Source organism: Streptomyces sp. NPDC091649, assembly GCF_044756785.1.
In the GTDB taxonomy this organism is placed as follows: domain Bacteria; phylum Actinomycetota; class Actinomycetes; order Streptomycetales; family Streptomycetaceae; genus Streptomyces.
On sequence record NZ_JBIVTR010000006.1, the window covers coordinates 102,042 to 125,757 of the forward strand.

Annotated in this window: 24 protein-coding genes; 16 read left to right on the forward strand and 8 right to left on the reverse strand. The window is 72.7% G+C overall.

The window, feature by feature from the left end; genetic code table 11:
- Positions 1 to 48: 48 nt before the first annotated feature.
- Together ACIQMU_RS13520 and ACIQMU_RS13525 are read left to right on the forward strand one after the other, a co-directional pair.
- Positions 49 to 1,077: an NlpC/P60 family protein gene (locus tag ACIQMU_RS13520; RefSeq protein ID WP_402688887.1), complete on the forward strand. Its 1,029-nt coding sequence runs from the start codon at positions 49 to 51 to the stop codon at positions 1,075 to 1,077.
- Between the two features lie 16 nt (positions 1,078 to 1,093).
- Positions 1,094 to 2,350, forward strand: coding sequence for a hypothetical protein (locus ACIQMU_RS13525; protein WP_352243961.1), 1,257 nt, complete (start codon positions 1,094 to 1,096; stop codon positions 2,348 to 2,350).
- Here ACIQMU_RS13525 and ACIQMU_RS13530 read toward each other — a convergent pair.
- On the reverse strand, positions 2,326 to 3,579 hold the full coding sequence (locus ACIQMU_RS13530; RefSeq protein ID WP_402688888.1) for a glycosyltransferase 87 family protein: 1,254 nt from the start codon (positions 3,577 to 3,579) through the stop codon (positions 2,326 to 2,328). The two genes, ACIQMU_RS13525 and ACIQMU_RS13530, sit on opposite strands and share 25 nt — an antisense overlap.
- A 104-nt stretch (positions 3,580 to 3,683) precedes the next feature.
- Between ACIQMU_RS13530 and ACIQMU_RS13535 the strand changes: the two genes are divergently transcribed.
- A complete protein-coding gene (locus tag ACIQMU_RS13535) occupies positions 3,684 to 4,826 on the forward strand; it encodes a glycosyltransferase family 4 protein (protein ID WP_352243959.1) in 1,143 nt (380 codons plus the stop codon).
- 64 nt (positions 4,827 to 4,890) lie between these two features.
- Here ACIQMU_RS13535 and ACIQMU_RS13540 read toward each other — a convergent pair whose 3' ends face one another.
- Positions 4,891 to 6,687 (reverse strand): AMP-dependent synthetase/ligase, encoded by a 1,797-nt coding sequence (locus ACIQMU_RS13540; RefSeq protein WP_352243958.1) that lies wholly within the window; start codon positions 6,685 to 6,687, stop codon positions 4,891 to 4,893.
- A gap of 279 nt (positions 6,688 to 6,966) precedes the next feature.
- Between ACIQMU_RS13540 and ACIQMU_RS13545 the strand changes: the two genes are divergently transcribed.
- The 6 genes from ACIQMU_RS13545 (at position 6,967) to ACIQMU_RS13570 (ending at position 12,025) form a co-directional block, all read left to right on the forward strand.
- Complete coding sequence (locus tag ACIQMU_RS13545) at positions 6,967 to 7,773, forward strand: metallophosphoesterase (RefSeq protein ID WP_352243957.1); 807 nt, start codon at positions 6,967 to 6,969, stop codon at positions 7,771 to 7,773.
- A gap of 109 nt (positions 7,774 to 7,882) precedes the next feature.
- On the forward strand, positions 7,883 to 8,332 hold the full coding sequence (locus ACIQMU_RS13550) for an SRPBCC family protein (RefSeq protein WP_352243956.1): 450 nt from the start codon (positions 7,883 to 7,885) through the stop codon (positions 8,330 to 8,332).
- Between the two features lie 5 nt (positions 8,333 to 8,337).
- Positions 8,338 to 9,525: an ArsA family ATPase gene (locus ACIQMU_RS13555; RefSeq protein WP_402688889.1), complete on the forward strand. Its 1,188-nt coding sequence runs from the start codon at positions 8,338 to 8,340 to the stop codon at positions 9,523 to 9,525.
- 86 nt (positions 9,526 to 9,611) lie between these two features.
- Positions 9,612 to 10,091: a DUF5304 domain-containing protein gene (locus ACIQMU_RS13560; RefSeq protein ID WP_352243954.1), complete on the forward strand. Its 480-nt coding sequence runs from the start codon at positions 9,612 to 9,614 to the stop codon at positions 10,089 to 10,091.
- A gap of 119 nt (positions 10,092 to 10,210) precedes the next feature.
- Positions 10,211 to 11,152, forward strand: a complete 942-nt coding sequence (locus ACIQMU_RS13565; protein WP_352243953.1) for an ROK family glucokinase — start codon at positions 10,211 to 10,213, stop codon at positions 11,150 to 11,152.
- A gap of 78 nt (positions 11,153 to 11,230) precedes the next feature.
- Entirely contained in the window at positions 11,231 to 12,025 is a 795-nt protein-coding gene (locus ACIQMU_RS13570; RefSeq protein WP_402688890.1) for an endonuclease/exonuclease/phosphatase family protein, read from the forward strand.
- On the opposite strand, the gene ACIQMU_RS13575 is transcribed toward ACIQMU_RS13570, so the two are convergent.
- Together ACIQMU_RS13575 and ACIQMU_RS13580 are read right to left on the reverse strand one after the other, a co-directional pair.
- Entirely contained in the window at positions 11,992 to 12,681 is a 690-nt protein-coding gene (locus tag ACIQMU_RS13575) for a hypothetical protein (RefSeq protein ID WP_352241024.1), read from the reverse strand. The genes ACIQMU_RS13570 and ACIQMU_RS13575 overlap by 34 nt on opposite strands.
- Positions 12,674 to 13,453, reverse strand: a complete 780-nt coding sequence (locus ACIQMU_RS13580; RefSeq protein ID WP_352241025.1) for an alpha/beta fold hydrolase — start codon at positions 13,451 to 13,453, stop codon at positions 12,674 to 12,676. The genes ACIQMU_RS13575 and ACIQMU_RS13580 overlap by 8 nt, the downstream gene beginning before the upstream one ends.
- Before the next feature lie 225 nt (positions 13,454 to 13,678).
- Here ACIQMU_RS13580 and ACIQMU_RS13585 point away from each other — a divergent pair, with 225 nt between their 5' ends.
- From ACIQMU_RS13585 to ACIQMU_RS13600, 4 genes are read left to right on the forward strand one after another with little or no spacing between them, the layout of a single operon-like run.
- Entirely contained in the window at positions 13,679 to 14,449 is a 771-nt protein-coding gene (locus ACIQMU_RS13585) for a lysophospholipid acyltransferase family protein (RefSeq protein ID WP_352241026.1), read from the forward strand.
- 31 nt (positions 14,450 to 14,480) lie between these two features.
- Positions 14,481 to 15,716, forward strand: coding sequence for a MacS family sensor histidine kinase (gene macS, locus ACIQMU_RS13590; protein WP_402688891.1), 1,236 nt, complete (start codon positions 14,481 to 14,483; stop codon positions 15,714 to 15,716).
- Positions 15,713 to 16,417 (forward strand): response regulator transcription factor, encoded by a 705-nt coding sequence (locus ACIQMU_RS13595; protein ID WP_352241028.1) that lies wholly within the window; start codon positions 15,713 to 15,715, stop codon positions 16,415 to 16,417. The genes macS and ACIQMU_RS13595 overlap by 4 nt, the downstream gene beginning before the upstream one ends.
- A gap of 36 nt (positions 16,418 to 16,453) precedes the next feature.
- A complete protein-coding gene (locus ACIQMU_RS13600) occupies positions 16,454 to 17,449 on the forward strand; it encodes a 2-hydroxyacid dehydrogenase (RefSeq protein WP_352241029.1) in 996 nt (331 codons plus the stop codon).
- A gap of 15 nt (positions 17,450 to 17,464) precedes the next feature.
- On the opposite strand, the gene ACIQMU_RS13605 is transcribed toward ACIQMU_RS13600, so the two are convergent.
- Entirely contained in the window at positions 17,465 to 19,411 is a 1,947-nt protein-coding gene (locus ACIQMU_RS13605) for an anthranilate synthase family protein (RefSeq protein ID WP_402688892.1), read from the reverse strand.
- A 127-nt stretch (positions 19,412 to 19,538) separates the two neighbouring features.
- Positions 19,539 to 19,607 carry a trp operon leader peptide gene (locus tag ACIQMU_RS13610; RefSeq protein ID WP_352241208.1) on the reverse strand — a complete coding sequence of 23 codons (69 nt, stop codon included), beginning with the start codon at positions 19,605 to 19,607 and terminating at the stop codon, positions 19,539 to 19,541.
- Between the two features lie 102 nt (positions 19,608 to 19,709).
- On the opposite strand from ACIQMU_RS13610, the gene ACIQMU_RS13615 reads away from it, so the two are divergent.
- Together ACIQMU_RS13615 and ACIQMU_RS13620 are read left to right on the forward strand one after the other, a co-directional pair.
- Complete coding sequence (locus ACIQMU_RS13615) at positions 19,710 to 21,056, forward strand: class II 3-deoxy-7-phosphoheptulonate synthase (protein ID WP_352241209.1); 1,347 nt, start codon at positions 19,710 to 19,712, stop codon at positions 21,054 to 21,056.
- 171 nt (positions 21,057 to 21,227) lie between these two features.
- On the forward strand, positions 21,228 to 21,527 hold the full coding sequence (locus ACIQMU_RS13620; protein WP_352241031.1) for a (2Fe-2S)-binding protein: 300 nt from the start codon (positions 21,228 to 21,230) through the stop codon (positions 21,525 to 21,527).
- 52 nt (positions 21,528 to 21,579) lie between these two features.
- Here ACIQMU_RS13620 and bfr read toward each other — a convergent pair whose 3' ends face one another.
- A complete protein-coding gene (gene bfr, locus ACIQMU_RS13625; RefSeq protein ID WP_402688893.1) occupies positions 21,580 to 22,059 on the reverse strand; it encodes a bacterioferritin in 480 nt (159 codons plus the stop codon).
- Positions 22,060 to 22,216: 157 nt separating this feature from the next.
- Here bfr and ACIQMU_RS13630 point away from each other — a divergent pair, with 157 nt between their 5' ends.
- Positions 22,217 to 22,849, forward strand: coding sequence for a sulfite oxidase-like oxidoreductase (locus ACIQMU_RS13630; RefSeq protein WP_352241032.1), 633 nt, complete (start codon positions 22,217 to 22,219; stop codon positions 22,847 to 22,849).
- Here ACIQMU_RS13630 and ACIQMU_RS13635 read toward each other — a convergent pair.
- Positions 22,816 to 23,712: a deoxyribonuclease IV gene (locus ACIQMU_RS13635; RefSeq protein ID WP_352241033.1), complete on the reverse strand. Its 897-nt coding sequence runs from the start codon at positions 23,710 to 23,712 to the stop codon at positions 22,816 to 22,818. The two genes, ACIQMU_RS13630 and ACIQMU_RS13635, sit on opposite strands and share 34 nt — an antisense overlap.
- Between the last annotated feature and the right edge of the window lie 4 nt (positions 23,713 to 23,716).

The window sequence follows — 23,716 nt, forward strand, 5'->3', positions numbered from 1 at the left end:
GGCAGGGGGCGCGCACCACCGCGTCAGCGGAAGGGAGTGCGGCTACCTGTGGTGTCCCATCGCCGTTGCACACAGTCCGGCTTCAACAGAGGAGTCCGGGTCACGGTCATCTCGGCCGCCGCCGCCACCGCGGCGGCGACGCTGACCGGAGCCCCGGCGAGCGCCGACCCGAAGGACACGCGGAAGAGCGCCAGGGCCGCCGTCGACCGCCTCTACGAGGAGGCCGAGCGGGCCACCGAGCGGTACAACGAGGCCGGGGAGCGCGTGGACCGGCTGCGCGGCGAGGCGGACCGCGCCCAGGACGCCACGGCCCGCGGCCAGGAACGCGTCAACCGGATGCGCGACGCGCTCGGCGCGATGGCGGGCGCCCAGTACCGCACCGGGTCCATCGACCCGGCGCTCGCGCTGCTGCTCTCCGCCGACCCCGACACCTACCTGGAGCGGGCCGCCGCCCTCGACCGGGCGGGCGCCCGCCAGGCGCTGACCCTGGACAAGCTGCGGCACGCCCAGCGCAAGATCGCCCAGACCCGTGCCGAGGCCACCCGCGCCCTGACCGAACTGGAGCGCAACCGGGCCGCCGTCACCCGCCACAAGCGCGCCGTCGAGGGCAAGCTCCGTGAGGCCCGCCGGCTGCTCGCCTCCCTGCCGCCCGAGGAACGCGCCTCCTTCGACCGGGCCTCCCGCTCCGGCCGCGAAGGACTGCCCGGCCCCTTGGGCGTCGCCGCCGGCTCCGGCCGCGCGATGACCGCCGTGGCCGCCGCCCACCAGGCGCTCGGCAGCCCCTACGTCTGGGGCGCCAACGGTCCCTCCGGCTTCGACTGTTCCGGCCTGATGCAGTGGGCGTACGCCCGGGCCGCGGTGAGCCTGCCCCGCACCTCCCAGGCCCAGCGCCACGCCGGCCGGACGGTGCCGCTGTCCCAGGCCCGGCCCGGTGACCTGGTCACCTACCGCGCGGACGCCAGCCACATCGGCATGTACGTCGGCAACGGCCAGGTCATCCACGCCCCCTACCCGGGCGCCCGGGTCCGCTACGATCCGGTCGGCATGATGCCCATCTCCTCGGTCACCCGGATCTGACCGTACGATCGGCAGGGTGGCCGTACGAGGACGTGACACGCGCGGGGGAGAGCCCCGGTGGCGACGGCGTGCGGCGGGCCCGCTGCTCGCCGCCCTCCTGGCCGCCTCCGCCTGCACGGCCCCCGCCGGCACGGACGCCCGCCTCACCGCCGACGTCCTCGACGCCGCCCTGGAGCGCCGCGCGGCGGCCGTCCTCGCCCACGACCCGGCGGGCTACCTCGACGGCCTCGCCCCGGACGCCGCGAAGCTGCGGGCCGCCCAGCGGACCGAGCTGCGCCACCTCGCCGACGTGCCCCTGAAGTCCTGGACCTACGACGTCAAGGGCATCACCGGGCAGGACGGCCGGTGGGCCTCCGCCGACGTGGAGCTGCGCTACCGGATCGACGGGTACGACAGCGCCCCCGTCGCCACCCGCCGCGTCCTGGAGCTGATGCGGGACGGCGAGCGCTGGTACATCACCGCCGACCGGCCCGCCAAGGGCGCCTCCGGGCAGCTGTGGCAGCAGGGGGACGTGGAGGTCGTCGAGGGGGAGCACAGCATCGTCCTCGGCGTCGGACGGCCCGGGACCGAGCTGCGCCAGGTCGCCGACACCGTGGACCTCGCCGTACCGGCCGTCTCGGACGCCTGGCCGAGACCCTGGACCCGCCGGGTGGTGGTCCTCGTCCCGGAATCCGTCGAGGACATGGCAGGACTGCTGGGCTCGCCGGAGGCGAGCTACCGGGGCATCGCCGCCGTCACCACCGGTGAGGTCGGCGGCACCGGCAAGCGCCCGGCCCTCGCCGACCGGGTGATCGTCAACCCGCAGGCTTACGCCACCCTGGGCAGTTTCGGGCAGCGAATCGTCCTGACCCATGAGACGACCCACGTCGCCACCCGGACCAGCACCTCCACGGCCACCCCGGTCTGGCTCTCCGAGGGCTTCGCCGACTGGACCGCCTACCGGGGCGAGGACCGGGCCGCCGACACCATCGCCCCCGAGCTGGCCGAGGCCGTCCGCGGCGGCCGGACCCCCGCCGAGCTGCCCGCCGACCCGGACTTCGGCTTCGACGGGGACCCCGCCGAGCTGGCGGGGGCGTACGAGGGCGGCTGGCTGGCCTGCGAGCTGATCGCGGAGCGGTGGGGCAAGGAGAAGCTGATCGCCTTCTACGAGGCGGTCGGGGCCCACCCGGGGCGCGAGGGGGCGGTGGAGCAGGCGCTGGACGCGGTGCTCGACACCACCCCGGAGCAGTTCACCGCCGACTGGCGCGACTACCTCGCCACCCGGCTGGGCTGACCCCCGCCCGCCGCCACCGCGGGGGCGCCCGCCGCGCCCCGCCGCGCCCCCGGCACCGTCGACCGCCACAGCCGCCGCGCCGCCATCAGCGAGGCCGCCACCAGCAGCCCGTTCCGTACGAGGAGAAGCGTCACGCCCCAGGCGTCGCTCGCCACCACATGGCCGAAGCCGACGGGGAACTCCAGCAGTGTCACCCCGGACGCCACCAGCACCAGGACGGCCGGCGGGGTCATCGCCGTCCCCCGGAACACCAGGCACACCGCCGCGAGCCCGACCAGCCACACCACGTACTGGGGGCTGATCACCCGGCTGGTGACCGTGAACAGCAGCACCGCCGTGAACGCCGCCTCCGCCGGGGTGTGCGCCGCGAACGCCTCCGCCCGCCACCGCCACAGCACCAGCCAGCCCAGAGCCAGGACCGCGAGCCCCAGCGCCAGGGTCGACACCCGCTCGACGTGCGGACCGAGGAACTCCAGTGAGCCGTAGCGCAGCTCCACCCGCCCCTCCCAGCCGAACTGCCGCGCCACATGGAAGACCAGCGCCCCCAGCGACTCGACCTCGGTGCCCCGGTCCCGCTGGAAGGCCAGGAACGCGTACGCCCCCGGCAACAGCGCGAACCCCGCCGCGAGCCCCGCCGCCGTCAGCGCCGCCGCCGTCCAGGCCGCCAGCGTCGGACGACCCTTCCGCACCCCGGCCGGCAGCAGCGCCGGCCACCCCTTCAGCAGCGCCCCGAAGGCCGCCAGCGCACCCAGCGCACGGGGGCGGCGCACCCCCGCCAGCAGCGCGGCCACCGCGACCGCCGTCACCATCAGGTCGTAACGGGCGTAGACGGTCGGGCCCAGCAGCGGCACCCCCGCGATCCACACCCACGCGCCCGCCCGCCGCCTCCCCGGCCGCCGGCCCGCGTACAGCAGCAGCCCCAGCACCAGCGCGTCGCAGAGCAGCACCAGCACGAAGAACGCGGTCGCGTACTCCCAGAACGGCAGCAGGGCGGGGGAGAGGATCGCCAGGGCCGCACCCGGCGGGTACTGCCAGGTGACGTCGTCCAGCGGATACGTGCCGGTCAGCAGCACCTCGTACCAGCCCCGGTAGATCACCGACACGTCCACGGTGACGTCCGGGCCGGGCACCGTGACCACCTTGAACACGCAGGCCAGCAGCCAGACCCGGGTCAGCGTCCACACCGCGTACGGCCACGGCCCGGCGCCGGTGGGTGCTCGTCCCGTCATCGCCGTCCGCCTCCGTCGTGCCCAGCCGGTTCTCCGGCGGCCCATGATGCCGGGGGCCGGGCGCGTCAGCGGTGAAGCGCGGCCGTTCGGTACTGTCGGCGGCGATGGACAAGACCTTGATCGTGACCAACGACTTCCCGCCCCGCCCCGGTGGCATCCAGGCGTTCCTGCACAACATGGCGCTGCGCCTGGATCCCGACCGGGTCGTCGTCTACGCCTCAACCTGGAAGCGAGGCGAGGAGGGCGCGGCGGCCACCGCCGCCTTCGACGCCGAGCAGCCGTTCACCGTGGTCCGCGACCGGACGACGATGCTGCTGCCGACCCCGCGCGTCACCCGCCGGGCCGCCGGCCTGCTGCGCGAACACGGCTGCGGCTCCGTCTGGTTCGGCGCCGCCGCCCCGCTCGGCCTGATGGCCCCGGCGCTGCGCCGCGCGGGCGCCCGGCGCCTCGTCGCCACCACCCACGGCCACGAGGCCGGCTGGGCCCAGCTGCCCGCCTCCCGGCAGCTGCTGCGCCGCATCGGCGATGCCACGGACACGATCACCTATCTCGGTGAGTACACCCGCTCCCGGATCGCCGCGGCCCTCACCGCCGAGGCCGCCGGGCGCATGGTCCAGCTACCGCCCGGCGTCGACGAGAAGACCTTCCACCCGGCGTCCGGCGGAGACCGGGTCCGGGCCCGCCTCGGGCTCTCCGACCGCCCGGTGGTCGTCTGCGTGTCCCGCCTGGTGCCGCGCAAGGGCCAGGACACGCTGATCCTGGCCATGCCGGCGATCCTCGCCCAGGTGCCGGACGCCGTGCTGCTGATCGTGGGCGGCGGACCGTACGCCGAGGACCTGAGGCGGCTGGCGGAGGAGACCGGGGTCCAGGACTCGGTGCGCTTCACCGGACCGGTGCCCTGGGCCGAGCTGCCCGCGCACTACGGGGCCGGGGACGTCTTCGCGATGCCCTGCCGCACCCGGCGCGGCGGCCTCGACGTGGAGGGCCTCGGCATCGTCTACCTGGAGGCGTCCGCGACCGGACTGCCCGTGGTGGCCGGCGACTCGGGCGGCGCCCCCGACGCGGTGCTCGACGGCGAGACCGGGTGGGTGGTGCGCGGCGGCAGCGCCGAGGAGTCGGCGGACCGGATCGTGACGCTGCTCGGCGACCCGGAGCTGCGGCAGCGGATGGGGGAGCGGGGCCGGGCCTGGGTCGAGGAGAAATGGCGCTGGGACCTGCTGGCGGAGAAGCTCAGGACCCTGCTGTGAAGGTGCCGTACGCCCAAGGGGCCCGCACCGGGAATCGGTGCGGGCCCCTTGGGCGTGACAGCGCTCAGGCGCGGTAGATCGACTCCACCTCGTCCGCGAAGTCCTTCGCCACCACGTTCCGCTTCAGCTTCAGCGACGGCGTGATGTGGCCGGCCTCCTCGGTGAACTGGGCCGGAAGGATACGGAACTTGCGGACGGACTCGGCCTTGGAGACCGCCGCGTTGCCGTCGTCCACCGCCCGCTGCACCTCGGCCAGCAGCTCCGCGTCCTCGCGCAGCGACAGGACCGTCGAGCCGGCGGGCTTGCCGTGCTCCTCGGCCCAGCGGCCCAGGAACTCCTCGTCCAGGGTGACCAGCGCGGCCACGAACGGGCGGCCGTCGCCGACCACCATGCACTCCGCGACCAGGGCGTGCGCGCGGATACGGTCCTCGATCACCGCCGGGGCGACGTTCTTGCCGCCCGCCGTCACGATGATCTCCTTCTTGCGGCCGGTGATCGCGAGGTAGCCGTCCTCGTCGAGCGTGCCGATGTCACCGGTGTGGAACCAGCCGTCGGCCAGCGCCTCGGCCGAGGCCGACTCGTTCTTCCAGTAACCGGTGAACAGGTGCTCGCCGTGCAGCAGCACCTCGCCGTCGTCCGCGATGCGCACGACCGAACCGGGCAGCGGCTGGCCGACCGTGCCGATCTTCTGCCGGTCCCACGGGTTGAACGCGGTCGCCGCGCACGTCTCGGTCAGGCCGTAGCCCTCCAGGACCGTGAAGCCGATGCCCCGGAAGAAGTGGCCGAGCCGCTCGCCCAGCGGAGCGCCGCCGGAGATCGCGAACTCCCCCCGGCCGCCCAGCACCGCGCGCAGCTTCCCGAAGACCAGTTTGTCGAAGAGCTTGTGCTTGAGCTTCAGTCCGAGTGAGGGGCCTGCCGGGGTGCTCAGCGCCCGGCTGTAGGCGATCGCCGTGTCGGCGGCCCGGTCGAAGATCTTGCCCTTGCCGTCCGCCTGCGCCTTGGCGCGGGCCGCGTTGTAGACCTTCTCGAAGACCCGGGGCACGCCCAGGATCAGCGTCGGCCGGAACGAGGCCAGCTCGTCGGTGAGGTTCTTGATGTCGGGGACGCAGCCGAGCTTGATCGGGGCCATCACCGAGGCCACCTCGACCAGGCGGCCGAAGACGTGCGCGGTGGGCAGGAACAGCAGCACCGAGCACTCGCCCGTACGGAAGAGGGGCTTCAGCCGCTCCACCACGTTGCCGCACTCGGCGAAGAAGCTGCGGTGCGTCAGCACGCAGCCCTTGGGGCGGCCGGTGGTGCCCGAGGTGTAGACGATGGTCGCCGGGTCGTCGGCCTTGGCACTGCGCGTCCGCAGGTCCATGGTCTCCTCCGAGACCTCGGCCCCCGCTTCGCCCAGGGCCTCCACCGCGCCGGCCCCGATCTGCCAGACGTGCGCGAGATCCGGCAGCGCGTCCCGTACGGAGGCCACGGTCGCGGCGTGCGCGTCGCTCTCCACGAGCACCGCCACCGCCCCGGAGTCGCCGAGGATCCACTGCACCTGCTCGGCGGAACTGGTCTCGTACACGGGTACGGTCACCGCGCCCGCGCTCCAGATCGCGAAGTCCAGCAGCACCCACTCGAAGCGGGTGCGTGACATCAGGGCGACCCGGTCACCGGGCTGCACGCCCGAGGCGATCAGCCCCTTGGCGGCGGCTCTCACCTCGGCCAGGAACCGCGTGGCGCTGACGTCCGTCCAGACGCCGGCCACCTTGCGGCTCATCACCGCGACATCGGGATGCTGAGCGGCATTGCGGCGGATGAGATCCGTCAGGTTGCCGTCCGTCGGGACCTCGTACAGGGCCGGAAGGCTGAACTCGCGCAAGACTGCTGCTCCTCATCGGGCTCCGGTACCACGGCTCTGTGTGACGCACCGGCTGCGGTCCAAGAATGGCGGGTGCTCAGTGGGGTGAGCACGACTGGACTGCCCGGACGTTACCCACCGGTACTCGGTTCCCGATAGGGGGTTCCGGCCAGATGTCTTATGCATCACACAGGTAAATGGCCCTTTCGCGCACAGTAGTCCACCGCCATGACGGCCTGGAAGTAACCGCAGGTAGGGACGGTCTACCCAGCTTCGGAGGGGGCGCTCTAGGGTGATCCCATGCGAGCCAGCGAACCGGACAGCCGGGACCCGGCCGGGGGATCGACCCGGATCCACGTGGTCAGCGACGTACACGGAAACAGCGAGGCCCTGGCCCGCGCGGGGGACGGCGCCGACGCCCTGATCTGCCTCGGTGACCTGGTGCTCTTCCTCGACTACGCCGACCACTCGCGCGGCATCTTCCCCGACCTGTTCGGCGAGGAGAACGCCGACCGCATCGTGGCCCTGCGCACCGCCCGCCGCTACGACGAGGCCCGCGCCTTCGGCCGCGAGCTGTGGGCGGGCCGCGACCGCGACACCGAGATCCTCGGCGCGGTGCGCAGGCAGTACGCCGAACTCTTCGCGGCCTTCCCCACCCCGACGTACGCCACCTACGGCAACGTCGACGTCCCCGGTCTCTGGCCGGAGTACGCCCGCCCCGGCACCACCGTGCTGGACGGCGAGCGCGTCGAGATCGGCGGCCGGGTCTTCGGCTTCGTCGGCGGCGGCCTCAGGACCCCGATGAACACCCCGTACGAGATCAGCGACGAGGAGTACGCCGCCAAGGTCGAGGCGCTCGGCCGGGTCGACGTCCTCTGCTCCCACATACCGCCCGACGTCCCGGAGCTGACGTACGACACCGTCGCCCGCCGCTTCGAGCGCGGCAGCCGCGCCCTGCTGGACGCGATCCGCGCCACCCGCCCCCGGTACGCGCTTTTCGGCCATGTTCACCAGCCGTTGGTCCGCCGGATGCGGATCGGGACCACCGAGTGCGTCAACGTCGGCCACTTCGCCTCCACCGGAACCCCCTGGGCGCTGACCTGGTGACCGCGGGCGGCCGGGGCGTGGACCGGAGCGCTCCGGGCACGCGATAGCCTGCACAGCGGCAGGCTCCTGCCGAACGCGACCGGTTACACCGCACTGGAGGGCCACGGCGATGGCTGAACACACCAGCTCGAGCATCACGATCGAGGCGGCGCCGGCCGACGTCATGGGCGTGATCGCCGACTTCGCCCGCTATCCGGAGTGGACCGGAGAGGTCAAGGAGGCCGAGGTCCTCTCCACCGACGACCAGGGCCGCGCCGAGCAGGTCCGCCTCGTCCTGGACGCCGGAGCGATCAAGGACGACCACGTCCTCTCCTACACCTGGACCGGCGAGCGCGAGGTCAGCTGGAGCCTCGTCAAGTCCCAGATGCTGCGCTCCCTGGACGGCACCTACGCCCTCGCCCCGCTCGGCGGCGGAGAGCGCACCGAGGTCACCTACCGGCTCGCCGTGGACGTCAAGATCCCGCTGCTCGGCATGATCAAGCGCAAGGCCGAGAAGGTCATCATCGACCGTGCCCTGGCCGGTCTGAAGAAGCGCGTCGAATCCGTTCCCGGGAACTGAGAGCCGTGCGTACGGTCCTGGTCACCGGCCCCGGCGGCGCGGGCCGTACCACCGTCGCGGCGGCCACCGCGCTGGCCGCCGCCGAACACGGCGACCGCACCCTTCTGATCTCCGCCGAGGCCATACCCGGCTTCCCCGACGGCACGGAACCCACCCGGGTCACCGACCGCCTCGACCACGCCCGCATCGACTCCGGCGAGCACTTCCGCGCCGAACTCACCGAGCTCCAGAAGCGCGCCTCCGGCGTCCTGGACCTCCTCGGCGCCGGCCGGCTCGACGGCGAGGAGCTCACCGAACTCCCCGGCTCCCCGCAGCTCGCCCTGCTGCACACGCTGCGCCGGGCCGCCGAGGGCGACTGGTCCGGCTACGACGTCCTCGTCGTCGACCTCCCCCCGCTGACCGAGGCCCTGGCCCTGCTCGCACTGCCGGAGCAACTGCGCCGCTACCTGCGCCGGCTGCTCCCCGCCGAACGCCAGGCCGCGCGCGCCCTGCGCCCCGTCCTCGCCCAGCTCGCCGGGGTTCCGATGCCCGCCCAGTGGCTGTACGAGGCCGCCGCCCGCAAGGACGCCGAGCTGGCCGCCGTCGAGGCCCTGCTCGCGGACGGCGCCACCACGCTCCGGCTCGTCGCGGAGCCGGGACCCGCCGCCGAGGACGCGCTGCGCGCCGCCCGCACCGGCCTCGCCCTGCACGGACTCCGCGCCGACCTGCTGGTCGCCTCCCGCGTCCTGCCCCGCCACTCCTGCGACCCCTGGTTCGCCGCGCTCGCCGCCCAGCAGGAGAAGTGCCTGGACCACTGGCGGCAGGAGACGGCCCCGGACGTCCCCGTGCACGAGGCCGCCCACCTGGGCCGCGACCCGCGGGGCCCGGAGGACCTGGCCGCGCTGGAGATCCCCGCCCCCGACGACCGGACGCCCGGCCGGACCGCCGACCCCTGGTGGACCGAGGAGGAGCCGGACGCCGCCGAGGGGGCCGTGATCCTCACCTGGTGCCTGCCGCTGCCCGGGGCCGCCAAGGAGGACCTGCGCCTGGTCCGCCGGGGCGACGAACTGCTCCTGACCGTCGGCCCCTTCCACCGGATCGTGCGGATCGCCTCCGCGCTGCGCCGCTGCACCGTCTCCGGCGCCGCCCTGGCCGACGGGGTCCTGCGGGTGAGGTTCACGCCGGATCCGACCCTGTGGCCGCGCACCTCCTGAACGGTGTGCGGCCATTCGGGTAACGTCGGTACTACGTGTACCGCAGGCCGACGCCCGTCGGCCGCCCCGCGTCGCAGGAGTCCGCCATGAGTGAAGCCACCGATCGTCCCGTCGACGGCGACGCGTGGGCCGACGCCTGCGCCGAGGACCTCGCGGCGGAGAAGGCCCGCCGCCGGGCCCAGTACGGCCCGCCGCCGGGCTCCGCCGCCGAGGAACTGCGCAAGCTGGTCGACGCCGTCGCCGACAAGGTCTCCTCGCTCGGCACCCCGCTGCTGGGCGTCGCCGCCCAGGGCGCGGTCCAGCAGGCCGTCCGGCAGGCCAGGTCCGCCGTCGAACCGGTCATCGAACGCAACCCGGAACTGTTCGACCACCTCGCCGCCGCGGGCAACGAGCTGCTGGCCGCCTACCGCTCCGCGGTCGAGGGCCAGGAGAGCCGCTGGACCCGCACCACCGAGGGCGCGTCGGGCGCCCCCGGCCCCGAAAGCCCCTCGAAGAAGGCCGCCGACGACCCGTCCGACCCCCGCGACGACGGCCCCTCCGGCACCGAGCGCATCGACCTGGACTGACCGGGCCGCCGGCCGGGACCGGCGGAACACTTCGGCCGGGACCGACCGGCCCCGGCCGGGCCGGGCCCCGCCTCGGGTACGGTTGGCCCTAGCGGGGCTCGACCGAAACTGAGGGATTCATGGGACTCACCATCGGCGTCGATATCGGCGGCACGAAGATCGCGGCTGGAGTGGTCGACGAAGAGGGCCGGATCCTCTCGACTTTCAAGGTGGCGACCCCGCCGACGGCCGAAGGCATCGTCGACGCGATCTGCGCGGCGGTGGCCGGGGCGAGCGAGGGACACGAGGTGGAGGCCGTCGGCATCGGCGCCGCCGGCTACGTGGACGACAAGCGCGCCACCGTGCTGTTCGCACCGAACATCAACTGGCGTCACGAGCCGCTCAAGGACAAGGTCGAACAGCGCGTCGGCCTTCCCGTCGTCGTCGAGAACGACGCCAACGCCGCGGCCTGGGGCGAATACCGCTTCGGGGCCGGCCAGGGCCACGACGACGTCATCTGCATCACGCTCGGCACCGGCCTCGGCGGCGGCATCATCATCGGCAACAAGCTGCGCCGCGGACGCTTCGGCGTGGCCGCCGAGTTCGGCCACATCCGGGTCGTCCCGGACGGCCTGCTCTGCGGCTGCGGCAGCCAGGGCTGCTGGGAGCAGTACGCCTCCGGCCGCGCACTCGTCCGGTACGCGAAGCAGCGCGCCAACGCCACCCCCGAGAACGCCGCCATACTGCTCGGCCTCGGCGACGGCTCGGTGGACGGCATCGAGGGCAAGCACATCAGCGAGGCCGCCCGGCAGGGCGACCCGGTGGCCGTCGACTCGTTCCGCGAGCTGGCCCGCTGGGCCGGCGCCGGACTGGCCGACCTCGCCTCACTGTTCGACCCGTCCGCGTTCATCGTGGGCGGCGGGGTGTCGGACGAGGGCGAGCTCGTCCTCGGCCCGATCCGCAAGTCGTTCCGGCGCTGGCTGATCGGCGGCGAGTGGCGCCCGCACGCCCAGGTGCTGGCCGCCCAACTCGGCGGCAAGGCGGGACTCGTGGGCGCGGCCGACCTGGCCCGCCAGGGCTGAGCCCCGCCTCCGTATGCCGCACCGACGCCCGTCGACGCCCTCCGGGGCGTCGACGGGCGTCCGCCGTATCGTGGCCGCATGGTCCTGACGCCACTGCCCGACTCCCGTACCGAGCCGGACGGTTCAGCCGTCATCAGAGTGCTGAGCTACAACGTCCGGTCGATGCACGACGACACCGCCGCGCTGGCCCGGGTCGTCCGCGCCTGCGCACCCGACCTGGTCCTCGTCCAGGAGGCCCCGCGCTTCTTCCGCTGGCGCAAGGCCGCGGCCGGGCTCGCCAGGAACAGCGGCCTGGTCGTGCTGAGCGGCGGTGCCACCGCCGCCGGGCCGCTGCTGCTGTGCTCGCTGCGGGTGGCCGTCGAGCGCACCGAGGACGTCCTGCTGCCGCTCACCCCCGGCCTGCACCGCAGAGGCTTCGCCACCGCCGTGGTGCGGATCGCCGGGACCCGGCTCGGCGTGCTGAGCTGCCATCTCAGCCTCCAGCGCGATGAACGCCTCGCCCAGGCGGACCTGCTGGTGGAACGGCTGGCCGCGATAGGCGTCGAGCACGCCGTGGCGGGCGGCGACCTCAACGACGTACCGACCGGGAAGGCGTTCCGGCACCTGGCCCGGAAGCTCCAGGACTGCCGGGCCGTCTCCCCGTGGGGCGGCGAGCTCACCTTTCCGCCGGACGGACCGCGCAAGCGGATCGACGCGGTCTTCGCCACCCCGGGCATCGAGGTGCTCGGCTGCGGCGTGCCGACCGGGCTGCCCGGCGTGCGCGGGGAAGACCTCAGGGCGGCCACCGACCACCTGCCGGTCCTGGCCGCCCTCAGGGTCCCGGCCGGGGCCGGGCCGCCTCACACGACCGCGCCGCGCCCCGGGTCGCCGTAGGTGTCGTCATCGTCGTCGTGCGGCATCCGGGCCACCAGGGTGGCGAAGCCGCCGAGGAAGCCGCCGATGCAGAGCGTGCTGAGCCACCACGTCATCTCCCACCGGAACAGCACCGCGACGAGCATCAGGACCGGCCCGCCGATCACCGCCAGCCAGGCGAACTTCGCCGTGACGTCGGCCTCCGGCAGCGGCGGCGGCTCCGGGGGCACGAAGTGGCCCTCCTCGCCGTCGTCCGGCACGTCCACGCCGTCGTCCTTGGACTCGGGCAGTTCGTAGTCGCGGGGGCCTGCGACCCCGGGCGCGAACACCACGGAACTGCCCAGCGACTTCTTCTCCGGAGGCTTCGGGGGCCGCTTGCCGGACCCCTTGTCCGCCGGATCACCGGCGGCGCCGTCCTTCGGCCCCACCACATTGCGCTGGTCGTCCTCCAGCAGGGCCAGGTCCTCGACGGACTTGAACGGCTTGGCGCCCGGCGGGTCCGGCGGCTCCTCCCCGTACCCCGCGACGATCGCGGCCCACGCCGCCTCCTCGTCGACCGACCGCTCCGCGTCCTCGGCCCCCGCCGGCTTCGTCCCCTCCGGGACGGCCGCGGGCTCCGTGGGGCGCGGCTCGCGCTCCTCGTCGCTGCCTGTGCGTTCCGCGTCGTGCTCAGCCACCGGACGTGCTCCCCTTCTTCCCGACGCTCGGTGCGAGACGGCCGATGAACCGGTAGCTCTCATCGAAGATCCGCTCCGCATCGTGGTCCAACGTCGCCACGTGGTAGCTCTGTTCCAACAGGATCTCCGAGACGTCCCGGGAGGAGATCCGGCTCAGGATCCGCACGCTGTCGGCGGGCGGCACGACATGGTCCTGCGGGCTGTGCAGCAGGACCACCGGCTGGGTCACCTGGGGCAGTTCCCCGTCGACCAGCCGGAAGAACGTCCGCACCGAGTGCGCCGCGTGCAGCGGCACCTTGTCGTACCCGACCTCGTGCGCCCCCGGGAGCGCGATGTCGTCGGCCAGCCCCTTGGTCGTCCGCACCAGATGACGGGCCACCGGCAGCGCGTACGCGGACAGGCCGTGCACCTTGTTAGCCGGGTTGACCAGCACCAGCCCGCTGATCGCGTCCCCGTGCTTGGCCGCCAGCCGCAGACTCAGCGCACCGCCCATGGACAGCCCGAAGACGAAGACCCGCTCGCACTTCTCCTTGAGGACCCGCAGCTCCCGGTCCACCTCCGCGTACCAGTCCTGCCAGCCGGTGACGGCCATGTCCTCCCAGCGGGTGCCGTGGCCCGGCAGCAGCGGCAGCGACACCGTCAGTCCGCGCTCGGCGAGGTAGTCCGCCCAGGGGCGCAGCGACTGCGGCGATCCGGTGAAGCCATGACAGAGGAGGACGCCGACCTCTCCGCCCTCGTGGCGGAACGGCTCGGCTCCAGGGAGGACCGGCACCAGGGTCTCCTGTTCGTGGGACGGGGCGGGGGCGGGCGGGCACCTGGGGGAGTGCTTGACGGATGACTTCACCGTACGCGACCGGACCGACACCGACCAGGGCCGTCACGCCCTCTCGGGAGACCCGCGCGGGCGGTGCGGGAAGACGGTCGTCCCAGGCCGGGCAGCGGCCGCGGGGGCCTCACAGGCTAAGGTCGGACCGACAGCACACAGGAGGCACCAGAGTTGATCTACGGCGCAATGAAGTTCTCCATCGGCGGGTCCCTGAAGCTCGCCTTCCGGCCGTGGGTGGAGGGCCTGGAGAACATCCCCGAGCGCGGTCCGGCGATCCTCGCGAGCAATCACCTGTCGTTCTCCGACTCGTTCTTCCTCCCGGCCGTGCTGGACCGCAAGGTCACCTTCATCGCCAAGGCCGAGTACTTCACCGCCCCCGGCGTCAAGGGCAAGCTCACCGCCGCCTTCTTCAAGGGGGTCGGTCAGCTCCCCGTCGACCGCTCCGGAGCCCGCGGCGCGGGCGAGGCGGCGATCAGGGCGGGCATCCAGGTCATCGAGAGCGGCGGCCTCTTCGGCATCTACCCCGAGGGCACCCGCTCGCCCGACGGCCGCCTCTACCGGGGCAAGCCCGGCGGTCTGGCCCGGGTCGCGCTGGCCACCGGCGCCCCCGTGATCCCGGTCGCCATGATCGACACCGAGAAGATCCAGCCGCCCGGCCAGGTGATGCCCAAGCTGATGCGCCCCGGCATCCGGATCGGCAAGCCGCTGGACTTCAGCCGCTACCAGGGCATGGACGGCGACCGCTTCATCCTGCGCTCGGTGACCGACGAGGTCATGTACGAGATCATGAAGCTCTCCGGCCAGGAGTACGTCGACATCTACGCCACCGCCGCCAAGCGCCAGATCGCCGAAGAGGCGAAGGCCAAGGCGGAGGAGGCCAAGCGGGAGCGGAAGCAGCCCGCCGCGGGCGACGGATACGGAACGGGACGGTCCGACGCGTAACCGCGTCGTGTGCCGTCCGGGGGGTGGGGCCATGGCCAAGCGTGAGCGGGTCGTACGGATGTCGGTCGAGCTGCCGCTGTGGCGTGCGCTGACGGGCTACCGCGTCCTGACGATGATCTACGCGGTGCTGCTCGCCGCCTTCGGACGGCACAAGTTCGAGCGGCCCTGGGTGGCCGTCGCGTTCCTGGCGTTCCTCCTCGTCTGGACGCTCGCCACCCTGCCCAAGGTCCGCTCGGCGGCGAGCTGCACCAAACGCTTCCTCGGCGCGGACCTCGTCGTCGCCCTGACCGGCATCCTGCTCACCCCGCTCGCCGACTTCGACTCCCAGTCCTTCGACGGCCCGACTCTGCCGTCGATCTGGACGGCCGGCTCGGTCCTCGCCTTCGCCATCAAGGGCGGCTGGCGGTGGGCGGCCTTCGCCTCCACGTTCGTCGCCGCCGCCAACATCATCCAGCGCGGCGACCCCAGCCGGGACACCTTCCACAACGTCCTGCTGGTCTGGGTCGCCTCCATCGCCATCGGGTACGTCGTCGAGGTCGCCCGCGCCAGTGAGCGCACCCTCGCCCGCGCCCTGGAGATCGAGGCCGCCACCCGCGAACGCGAACGGCTCGCCCGCGACATCCACGACAGCGTGCTCCAGGTCCTCGCCATGGTGCAGCGCCGGGGCACGGCGATCGGCGGGGAGGCGGCCGAGCTGGGCCGGATGGCCGGGGAGCAGGAGGTCGCCCTGCGCACCCTGGTCTCCAGCGGTCTCGTGCCCCTCACCCGGGTCTCCGAGGACGCCGCCGAAGGAGCCGCGGTCCGCACGGTCGAGGTGACGGAGCACGACACCGGCGACGGAGCCGACTGCGACCTGCGAACCCTGCTCGCCCCGCACGCGGGATCCCGTACGAGCCTCGCGGAGCCGGGCGCCCCGGTGCTGCTCCCCGCCGAGTCGGCCCGCGAACTGGCCGCCGCCGTCAGCGCCGCCCTGGACAACGTACGGGTGCACGCCGGCCCGGAGGCCCAGGCGTGGATCCTGATCGAGGACGAGCCGGACGAGGTGATCGTCACCGTCCGGGACGACGGCCCCGGCATCCCCGAGGGGCGGCTCGCCCAGGCGGAGGGCGAGGGGCGGCTCGGCGTCGCGCTGTCCATCCGCGGCCGGCTGCGCGACCTGGGCGGCACGGCAGAGCTGATCTCGGTCCCGGGGCAGGGCGCCGAGGTCGAGTTGAAGATTCCGAAAGCACCGAAGGTCTCCCGGGGGAAGGCAGGAACGGCCCGATGAGCACACAGCACACGGCACAGGACGAGCAGGGGGCCCTCGACCGGCCCATCAAGGTCATGGTCGTCGACGACCACCCCATGTGGCGGGACGCGGTCGCCCGCGACCTGGCCGAGTCCGGCTTCGACGTCGTCGCGACCGCCGGGGACGGCCCGCAGGCGGTCCGCCGGGCCAGGGCCGCGAACCCGGACGTCCTGGTCCTCGACCTGAACCTCCCCGGGATGCCCGGCGTCCAGGTCTGCAAGGAGCTGGTCGGCTCCCACCCGGGCCTGCGGGTCCTGGTCCTCTCCGCGAGCGGCGAGCACGCCGACGTCCTGGAGGCGGTGAAGTCCGGGGCCACCGGCTACCTGATGAAGTCCGCCTCCACCCAGGAGCTGACCGACGCCGTCCGCTCCACCGCGGCCGGCGACCCGGTCTTCACCCCGGGCCTCGCGGGCCTGGTCCTCGGCGAATACCGCAGGCTCGCCTCCGACCCCGCCCCCGCGGCGTCGGACGAGCCCAAGGCCCCGCAGCTCACCGACCGTGAGACCGAGGTGCTGCGGCTGGTCGCCAAGGGGCTCTCGTACAAGCAGATCGCCGAACGCCTGGTCATCTCCCACCGCACGGTCCAGAACCACGTGCAGAACACCCTCGGCAAGCTCCAGCTGCACAACCGGGTCGAGCTCGTGCGGTACGCGATCGAGCGCGGCCTCGACGACGTCTGACCGGCGGGCCCGGGGGCGCGGCCGTATATTCGCGCTATGGAGATCCTGGCCTTCGGCGTGCAGTCCGACGAGAAGCCCCTGATCGAGAGGGCCTTCGCGTCACTGCACGAGGTCCGCTGCCTGGACGTCTTCCTGAACCGGGACACCGCCCCCATCGCGGCCGGCTACGAGATCATCTCCACCAGCGTCAACGCCGACCTCGGCGGCCGGGTGCTCCAGACGCTGGCGGCCGGCGGCACGCAGATGATCGCCCAGCGCTCCACCGGCTTCAACAACATCGACCTGGAGGTCGCCGAGCGCCTCGCCCTGCGTGTCGCCCGGGTCTCCTCCTACTCCCCGTACTCGGTCGCGGAGTTCGCCTGGACACTGGCTCTGGCCGTGAACCGGCGCATCATCCGCGCCGCGAGCCGCACCCGGGACTTCGACTTCCGTCTGGACGGGCTGCTGGGCCGGGACATGCGCGGCCGGACCGTCGGGGTGCTCGGCACCGGGAAGATCGGCGAGGCGTTCACCCGGATCGCCCACGGCTTCGGCATGAAACTGCTCGGCTGGGACGTGGTGGAGAACCCGGCCTGCCTGGAGCTGGGCATGGAGTACGTCGACCGGCGGCGGCTGTTCGCCGAGGCCGACCTGATCAGCCTGCACGTGCCCCTGCTGCCCAGCACCCGGCACATCATCGACGAGGCCGCCCTCAAGGCGATGAAGGACGACGCGATCCTCGTCAACTCCAGCCGCGGCGGCCTCGTCGACACCGCCGCCCTGGTCACCGAGCTGCGCGCGGGCCGCTTCCTCGGCGTCGGACTCGACGTGTACGAGGCGGAGGCCGGGCTGTTCTTCCTCGACAAGTCCCTGGAGGGCATCGACGACGACACCCTCGCCCGGCTGGTGACCTTCCCCAACGTCATCGTCACCTCCCACCAGGCGTACTACACCGAGGACGCGGTGGGCCAGATCATCGACGCGACGGTCCGCAACGTCAGCGACTACCTGGCCCGCCGCACCGGCGAGAACGTCCTCGTACCGCGGAGCTGAGGCCGTCCGCCCGAGTCAGCGCGGCACGGGCAGCCCGGCCAGCAGCTCGGTCACGATCACCGAGCCCCGCAGGGTCAGCACCGACTCCGGATGGAACTGCACCGACGCGAAGCCGGGGCCGCGCAGCGCGTGCAGCTCGCCGCTGTCCTCGTCGCGGCTCACCTCGATCCCGTGCGCGGCCAGCTCCGCGGCGGCCGGACCGTCGCACCGCCCGGTGAAACTGTTGTAGAAGCCCACTGTCTCCGGCCGCCCGAACAGCTCGATCCGGGTCTGCGCCCCCTGGTACGGCACGGCCTTGCGCACGATCTCCAGCCCCAGCTCCGCCGCGATCAGCTCGTGGCCGAGGCAGACCCCCAGCAGCCCGTGCCGGTGATCCCGCACCAGCTCGGCGGTGACCGCGCGCAGCAGCCGCATCTTCGGGTCGGTGAGATCGCCCGGATCGCCCGGGCCCGGGCCCAGCACCACGGGCCCCCGGTGCGCCCCGAGCACCTCCCGCAGCCCCGGCTCGTCGTAGCGGCGCACCGAGACCTCCAGCCCCGAAGCCCGCAGCAGATGGGCCAGCATCGCGGTGAACGTGTCCTCGCCGTCCACCACCAGCGCGTGGCCCGCAAGGTCCCGGGTGCGCTCCCGCATCCGCAGCCAGAACGGCGCGAGGCCGCCGCGCCGCTCGTCCAGCGCCGCCCGCACCCGGGGGTCCGATGCCAGCCGCGGACGGTCCGCCTCCGCCCCGGGCCGGCCCGGCCGCACCCCCAGCGCGGCCAGCACCCCGGCGGCCTTGGCGTGGGTCTCGGCGACCTCGCTCTCCGGATCCGAGTGGCGTACGAGCGTCGCCCCGACCGGCACCTCCAGCGAACCGTCGGCGGCGATGTCGGCGGTACGGATCAGGATCGGGGAGTCCAGGGTCTGCGCCCCGTGCCCGTCCCGGCCCAGCAGCGCCAGCGCGCCCGCGTAGTAGCCGCGCCCCCCGGACTCGTACCGCTCGATGACCCGGCACGCGTTCTGCACCGGGGAGCCGGTGACGGTCGCCGCGAACATCGTCTCGCGCAGCACCTCCCGAACGTCCAGCGAGGACTTCCCCCGCAGCTCGTACTCGGTGTGCGCGAGGTGCGCCATCTCCTTGAGCCGGGGCCCGACCACCACCCCGCCCATGTCGCCCACTGTGCACATCATCTTCAGCTCCTCGTCGACCACCATGGACAGCTCCTCGCTCTCCTTGCGGTCCCCGAGAAACGCCAGCAGGCTCTCGGCGGTGGGCCCCTCGGCCGGGTAGCGGTACGTCCCGCTGATCGGGTTCATCACGACCGTCCCGCCGGACATCCGCACATGCACCTCCGGGCTCGCCCCCACCAGCGTCCGTCCGCCCGTCGCCCGCCCCCCCGGAACGGAGGTCCCTTCGGGCCCGCTGCCTCCCGTGTGCACGACGAATGTCCAGTACGCGCCCCGCTCGCCCGCCAGCAGCCGCCGGAACAGCGCCAGCGCGTCCGCCCGCCCGAAGCCGGGGATCTCGCCCCGGAACGTCCGCCGGATCACGAAGTTCGCGCCCTCGCCCTGCCCGATCTCGTCCCGGATCACCCGCCGCACGATGTCCGCGTACTCCCCGTCCGGCACGTCGAAGCCGCGGTCCGCCACCGTCACGTCGTGGGCGGGCAGCGCCGCCAGCAGCTCCGTGAGCTCCAGCTCGTGCGTCTCGTCGGCGACCAGCACGCTCAGCGGGGTGCCGTCGTCGCGCACGTCGAAGCCGCGCTCGGCGATCTGCCGGAACGGCACCAGGGCGAGCGCCGGCGACGGGCCCACCGGCAGGTCGGCCAGCCGGTCCACCTCCCGCACCCCGCCGATCAGCAGTTCGACGTGATCGTGGTCACGGCCGGGCGTCCGGCGGCGCAGGAGGGCGAACGGCGGGGCGTCGTCGGCCAGCAGCCGGCGGACGAGGCCGGAAGCGGAGCGGGGCGCGGTCTGGGACATGGGAGCGGGTTCCTTCCGGGACGGTCCGTACGCGGTTCGTACGGGACGCGTGGAGAAGAGGAACGGCTCCGCGAACGCGGAAAAGGCCGCCCCTCGGGCGGCCTTCGCGAAGTGTCAGCGCGATGAGTCAGCGGGCCGCCGGATGAGCGGTCCACCACCAGTTCCGGATCGAGATCTCGATCACTCGCGTCGACATGCCCCGACCCTAGCGGACCGTCCGGGCATCGGAGCGGGCGTCTCATCTGTTGAGCGCACGGCTGGACGCGCCTTCCGACCCCGTAATGTTGTGCACGTGACCGTGAACGCCAATACCTCCGTCGCCGGTGGCAACACCTGGCGAGACCTTCCCGCGGCGCAGCAGCCCGAGTACCCCGACTCCGAGGCCCTGCGCGATGTACTCGCGGACCTCGCGTCGTATCCGCCGCTCGTCTTCGCCGGCGAGTGCGACCAGCTGCGCGCCCGCATGGGAGCCGTCGCCAAGGGCGAGGCGTTCCTGCTGCAGGGCGGCGACTGCGCCGAGGCGTTCGACGCCGTGTCGGCCGAGCACATCCGGGCCAAGCTGAAGACGCTGCTCCAGATGAGTGCCGTCCTGACCTACGCGGCCTCCGTGCCGGTGGTGAAGGTCGGCCGGATCGCGGGCCAGTACTCCAAGCCGCGCTCCAAGTCGACCGAGACCCGCGACGGCGTGACCCTGCCGACCTACCGCGGCGACTCGGTGAACGGCTTCGCCTTCACCGAGGAGGCCCGGATTCCGGACCCCGCGCGGCTGAAGCAGATGTACCACGCCTCCTCGTCCACGCTGAACCTGGTGCGCGCCTTCACCACCGGCGGTTACGCCGACCTGCGCCAGGTCCATGCCTGGAACCAGGACTTCGTGAAGTCGTCCCCCTCCGGCCAGCGCTACGAGGCTCTGGCCCGCGAGATCGACAACGCCCTGAACTTCATGAAGGCGTGCGGCACCGACCCGGCCGAGTTCAAGGCGGTCGAGTTCTACGCCTCGCACGAGGCCCTGCTGCTGGACTACGAGTCGGCGCTGACCCGCACCGACTCGCGCACCGGCGAGCTGTACGACACCTCCGCCCACATGGTCTGGATCGGTGAGCGCACCCGCCAGATGGACGGCGCGCACATCGAGTTCGCCTCCAGGATCCGCAACCCGATCGGCGTCAAGCTCGGCCCGACGACCACCGTCGACGAGGCACTCGCCTACATCGACCGCCTCGACCCCGAGCGTGAGCCGGGACGGCTGACCTTCGTCGTCCGGATGGGCGCCGACAAGGTCCGCGACAAGCTCCCCGAGCTGGTCGAGAAGGTCACCGCCTCGGGCGCGACCGTCGCCTGGGTGACCGACCCGATGCACGGCAACACCTTCGAGGCCGCCTCCGGCCACAAGACGCGCCGCTTCGACGACGTCCTGGACGAGGTCAAGGGCTTCTTCGAGGTCCACAAGGGCCTCGGCACCCACCCGGGCGGCATCCACGTGGAGCTGACCGGCGACGACGTCACCGAGTGCGTGGGCGGCGGCCACGAGATCTTCGTGGACGACCTGCACCAGCGGTACGAGACGGCCTGCGACCCCCGGCTCAACCGCAGCCAGTCCCTCGACCTGGCCTTCCTCGTCGCCGAGATGTACCGCGACCAGTAGGCCGCCCGGAACTCCGGGCGGTCGTAGCTGTGGGGCACGGATCCATGTGATCCGTGCCCCACAGTCTCTCCCGGGCTTTTGGGCCGGTTGAGCGACGGGTAAGGTTAGGTTAGCCTCACCGACGAAGACCGGGGCGGCGCCAGTGACCGACCCGCAGGGAGGTGAAACCGCATGTACGTCTGCTCCTGCTTCGGCATCACGGAAGCGCAGGTCAAGAAGCATGCGGACGCCGGAGCCTGCACGCCCCGGCAGATCGCGTCGGCCTGCAAGGCCGGGACGGACTGCGGTGGCTGTGTGCGCCGCATCCAGGCCCTGCTGGGACGGGGCGACTGCCCCCGACGTGAGCTGCTCGACCAGCGGCGGGAACCCGCCGCTCGCACGCACCCGGTCGCCGCGACCCTCGCGGCATCCGCCGCGGCGGCGGCCGCCGCGGGCACGCACCGGGACGTCCGGCTCTCCGATGCCGCCTGACCGGCACCCCGGGCGCAGGCCCCGGCCGGTTCCGTAGGCCCTGTCGGGACTCTCAGCTCTCCGGCTGCTCGATCAGCTGGGCGATGTAGAGAGCCTCACCGAGCTTCTCCACCAGCTCCAGCTGGGTGTCGAGATAGTCGATGTGGTGCTCCTCGTCCTCCAGGATCGACTCGAAGATGTTCGCCGACGTGATGTCGCCCTTGGCGCGCATCACCTCGATGCCGCGCTTGAGGCGGTCGATCGCCTCCACCTCGATCTGGCGGTCCGCCTGGAACATCTCGGTGACCGTCTGGCCCACCCGGACATGGAAGAGCCGCTGGTAGTTGGGCAGGCCGTCGAGGAACAGGATCCGGTCGGTGAGGATCTCGGCGTGCTTCATCTCGTCGAAGGACTCGGCCCGGGTGTACTTGGCGAGCTTGGTCCACCCGAAGTTCTCCTGCATCTTGGCGTGCAGGAAGTACTGATTGATGGCGGTCAGTTCGGCGGTCAGCTGCTCATTGAGAAACTCAAGGACCTCGGGGTCGCCCTGCATGGCAAAGGCTCCTTCCAACCGGTGATCGATCTGGCGAATTGGCCAGATCCTCGCACCGCGCTCAGCGGCCGTCCAGTAAGTGCACGCTTAGTACGAGTTGCCCGGATGAGGTACGCGCTGGTCATGACCACCCCTGCCTGTCTGTCACCATGGAGGCATGGGTCAGCCGGAAAGCCGGGAAAATCGCGAATCGGTGCAGTCCGAGCTTCCGCCGGGACAGCGCCTGCAGCGCGGATGGCCGGTCACCCACTACGGGCCCGTTCCCAAGTTCAAGCCCGACCGCTGGGAATTCCGGGTCTTCGGGGCCACCGCCGACGGCGACAAGCACTGCTGGAACCACCAGGAATTCTCGGCGCTGCCGTTCTCCTCGGTCGTCGCCGACCTGCACTGCGTGACGAAGTACAGCATGCTCGGCGCCGAATGGGGCGGCATCCCCGCCCGTACGATCCTCGATCTGGCGCCGCCCGCCCCCGACGCCACCCATGTGATGGTCTGGGCCGAGTACGGCTTCTCATCCAACCTGCGCATCGAGGACTTCGCCTCCGAGCACACCCTTTTCGCCACCCACAAGGACGGCGAACTCCTCACCGCCGAGCACGGCTTCCCGCTCCGCCTCGTCGTCCCGCACCGGTACGCCTGGAAGGGCCCGAAGTGGGTCCGGGGCATCGAGTACATGACGGCTGACCGGCGCGGATTCTGGGAGGAGCGGGGCTACCACAACATCGGCGACCCCTGGAGCGAGCAGCGCTACTCCTATCAGGAGGAGCCCGGGGACGGCCCCGAACTCTGAGGACCGTCCCGCAGCGCCTTGAGCCGCGCCACGTCCGCCGCGTGCCCCTCCTTGCCGCCGGGCGTCTCGATGACCAGCGGCACGCCCGCGGTCGCCGGATGCGCGAACAGCTCCCGGAAGGGCTCCGCCCCGATGTGACCGGCGCCGATGTTCTCGTGCCGGTCCTTGTGCGCGCCCACGACGTCCTTGGAGTCGTTGGCGTGGATCAGCTTGAGCCGCCCCTCGCCGACCGTGTCCACCAGCAGATCGAGCGTCTGCCGCATCCCCGAGGGGCCGGCCAGATCGTGCCCCGCGGCGTAGATGTGGCACGTGTCCAGGCAGACGCCCAGCTTCGGGTGGGAGTCCAGCGCCTCGAAGTACGGCCCGAAGTCCCAGGTCCGTGAGCAGAGCGAGAATCCCTGGCCGGCCGTCGACTCCAGCAGCAGCTCCGGATCGTCGTCGTGGGTCAGCTCGTCCAGCAGGGGGCGCAGGTGTGCGCGCACCTGCGCCAGCGCCTCGGTGCGCGGCCGTCCGCCGGTCGCCGAACCGGTGTGCACCACCACGCCCAGCGCACCGATCTCGCGAGCCCGCCGCAGCGAGTGGCGCAGGGACTCCACCGACTTCTCGACCGTCGCCGCGGTGTGCGAGCCGAAGTTGATCAGATACGGGGCGTGGACGTAGGCCGGGATCGAGGCCGCGGCGCACTCGGCGCGGAACAGCTCGTCCTGTGCCGGGTTCCCGGCGGGCGTCGCCCAGCCGCGCGGGTTGGCCACGAAGACCTGCACGGCCTCGGCCGCCAGCTCCCGGGCGTACTCCAGGCCGACCTTGGCGAGACCGCCGGCCACCGGAACGTGTCCGCCGACCGGATTGCGCGGAGCGTGCATGCGG

Bases quoted from the DNA above. Each gene is read 5' to 3' on its own strand.
- ACIQMU_RS13530 (WP_402688888.1), bottom strand. From the start codon at position 3,579: ATGACGGGACGAGCACCCACCGGCGCCGGGCCGTGGCCGTACGCGGTG.
- macS (WP_402688891.1), top strand. From the start codon at position 14,481: ATGGCCAAGCGTGAGCGGGTCGTACGGATGTCGGTCGAGCTGCCGCTG.
- ACIQMU_RS13630 (WP_352241032.1), top strand. From the start codon at position 22,217: ATGGGTCAGCCGGAAAGCCGGGAAAATCGCGAATCGGTGCAGTCCGAG.
- ACIQMU_RS13605 (WP_402688892.1), bottom strand. From the start codon at position 19,411: ATGTCCCAGACCGCGCCCCGCTCCGCTTCCGGCCTCGTCCGCCGGCTG.
- ACIQMU_RS13635 (WP_352241033.1), bottom strand. From the start codon at position 23,712: ATGCACGCTCCGCGCAATCCGGTCGGCGGACACGTTCCGGTGGCCGGC.
- ACIQMU_RS13600 (WP_352241029.1), top strand. From the start codon at position 16,454: ATGGAGATCCTGGCCTTCGGCGTGCAGTCCGACGAGAAGCCCCTGATC.
- ACIQMU_RS13565 (WP_352243953.1), top strand. From the start codon at position 10,211: ATGGGACTCACCATCGGCGTCGATATCGGCGGCACGAAGATCGCGGCT.
- bfr (WP_402688893.1), bottom strand. From the start codon at position 22,059: ATGCAGGGCGACCCCGAGGTCCTTGAGTTTCTCAATGAGCAGCTGACC.
- ACIQMU_RS13620 (WP_352241031.1), top strand. From the start codon at position 21,228: ATGTACGTCTGCTCCTGCTTCGGCATCACGGAAGCGCAGGTCAAGAAG.
- ACIQMU_RS13545 (WP_352243957.1), top strand. From the start codon at position 6,967: ATGCGAGCCAGCGAACCGGACAGCCGGGACCCGGCCGGGGGATCGACC.
- ACIQMU_RS13595 (WP_352241028.1), top strand. From the start codon at position 15,713: ATGAGCACACAGCACACGGCACAGGACGAGCAGGGGGCCCTCGACCGG.
- ACIQMU_RS13560 (WP_352243954.1), top strand. From the start codon at position 9,612: ATGAGTGAAGCCACCGATCGTCCCGTCGACGGCGACGCGTGGGCCGAC.
- ACIQMU_RS13570 (WP_402688890.1), top strand. From the start codon at position 11,231: ATGGTCCTGACGCCACTGCCCGACTCCCGTACCGAGCCGGACGGTTCA.
- ACIQMU_RS13535 (WP_352243959.1), top strand. From the start codon at position 3,684: ATGGACAAGACCTTGATCGTGACCAACGACTTCCCGCCCCGCCCCGGT.
- ACIQMU_RS13550 (WP_352243956.1), top strand. From the start codon at position 7,883: ATGGCTGAACACACCAGCTCGAGCATCACGATCGAGGCGGCGCCGGCC.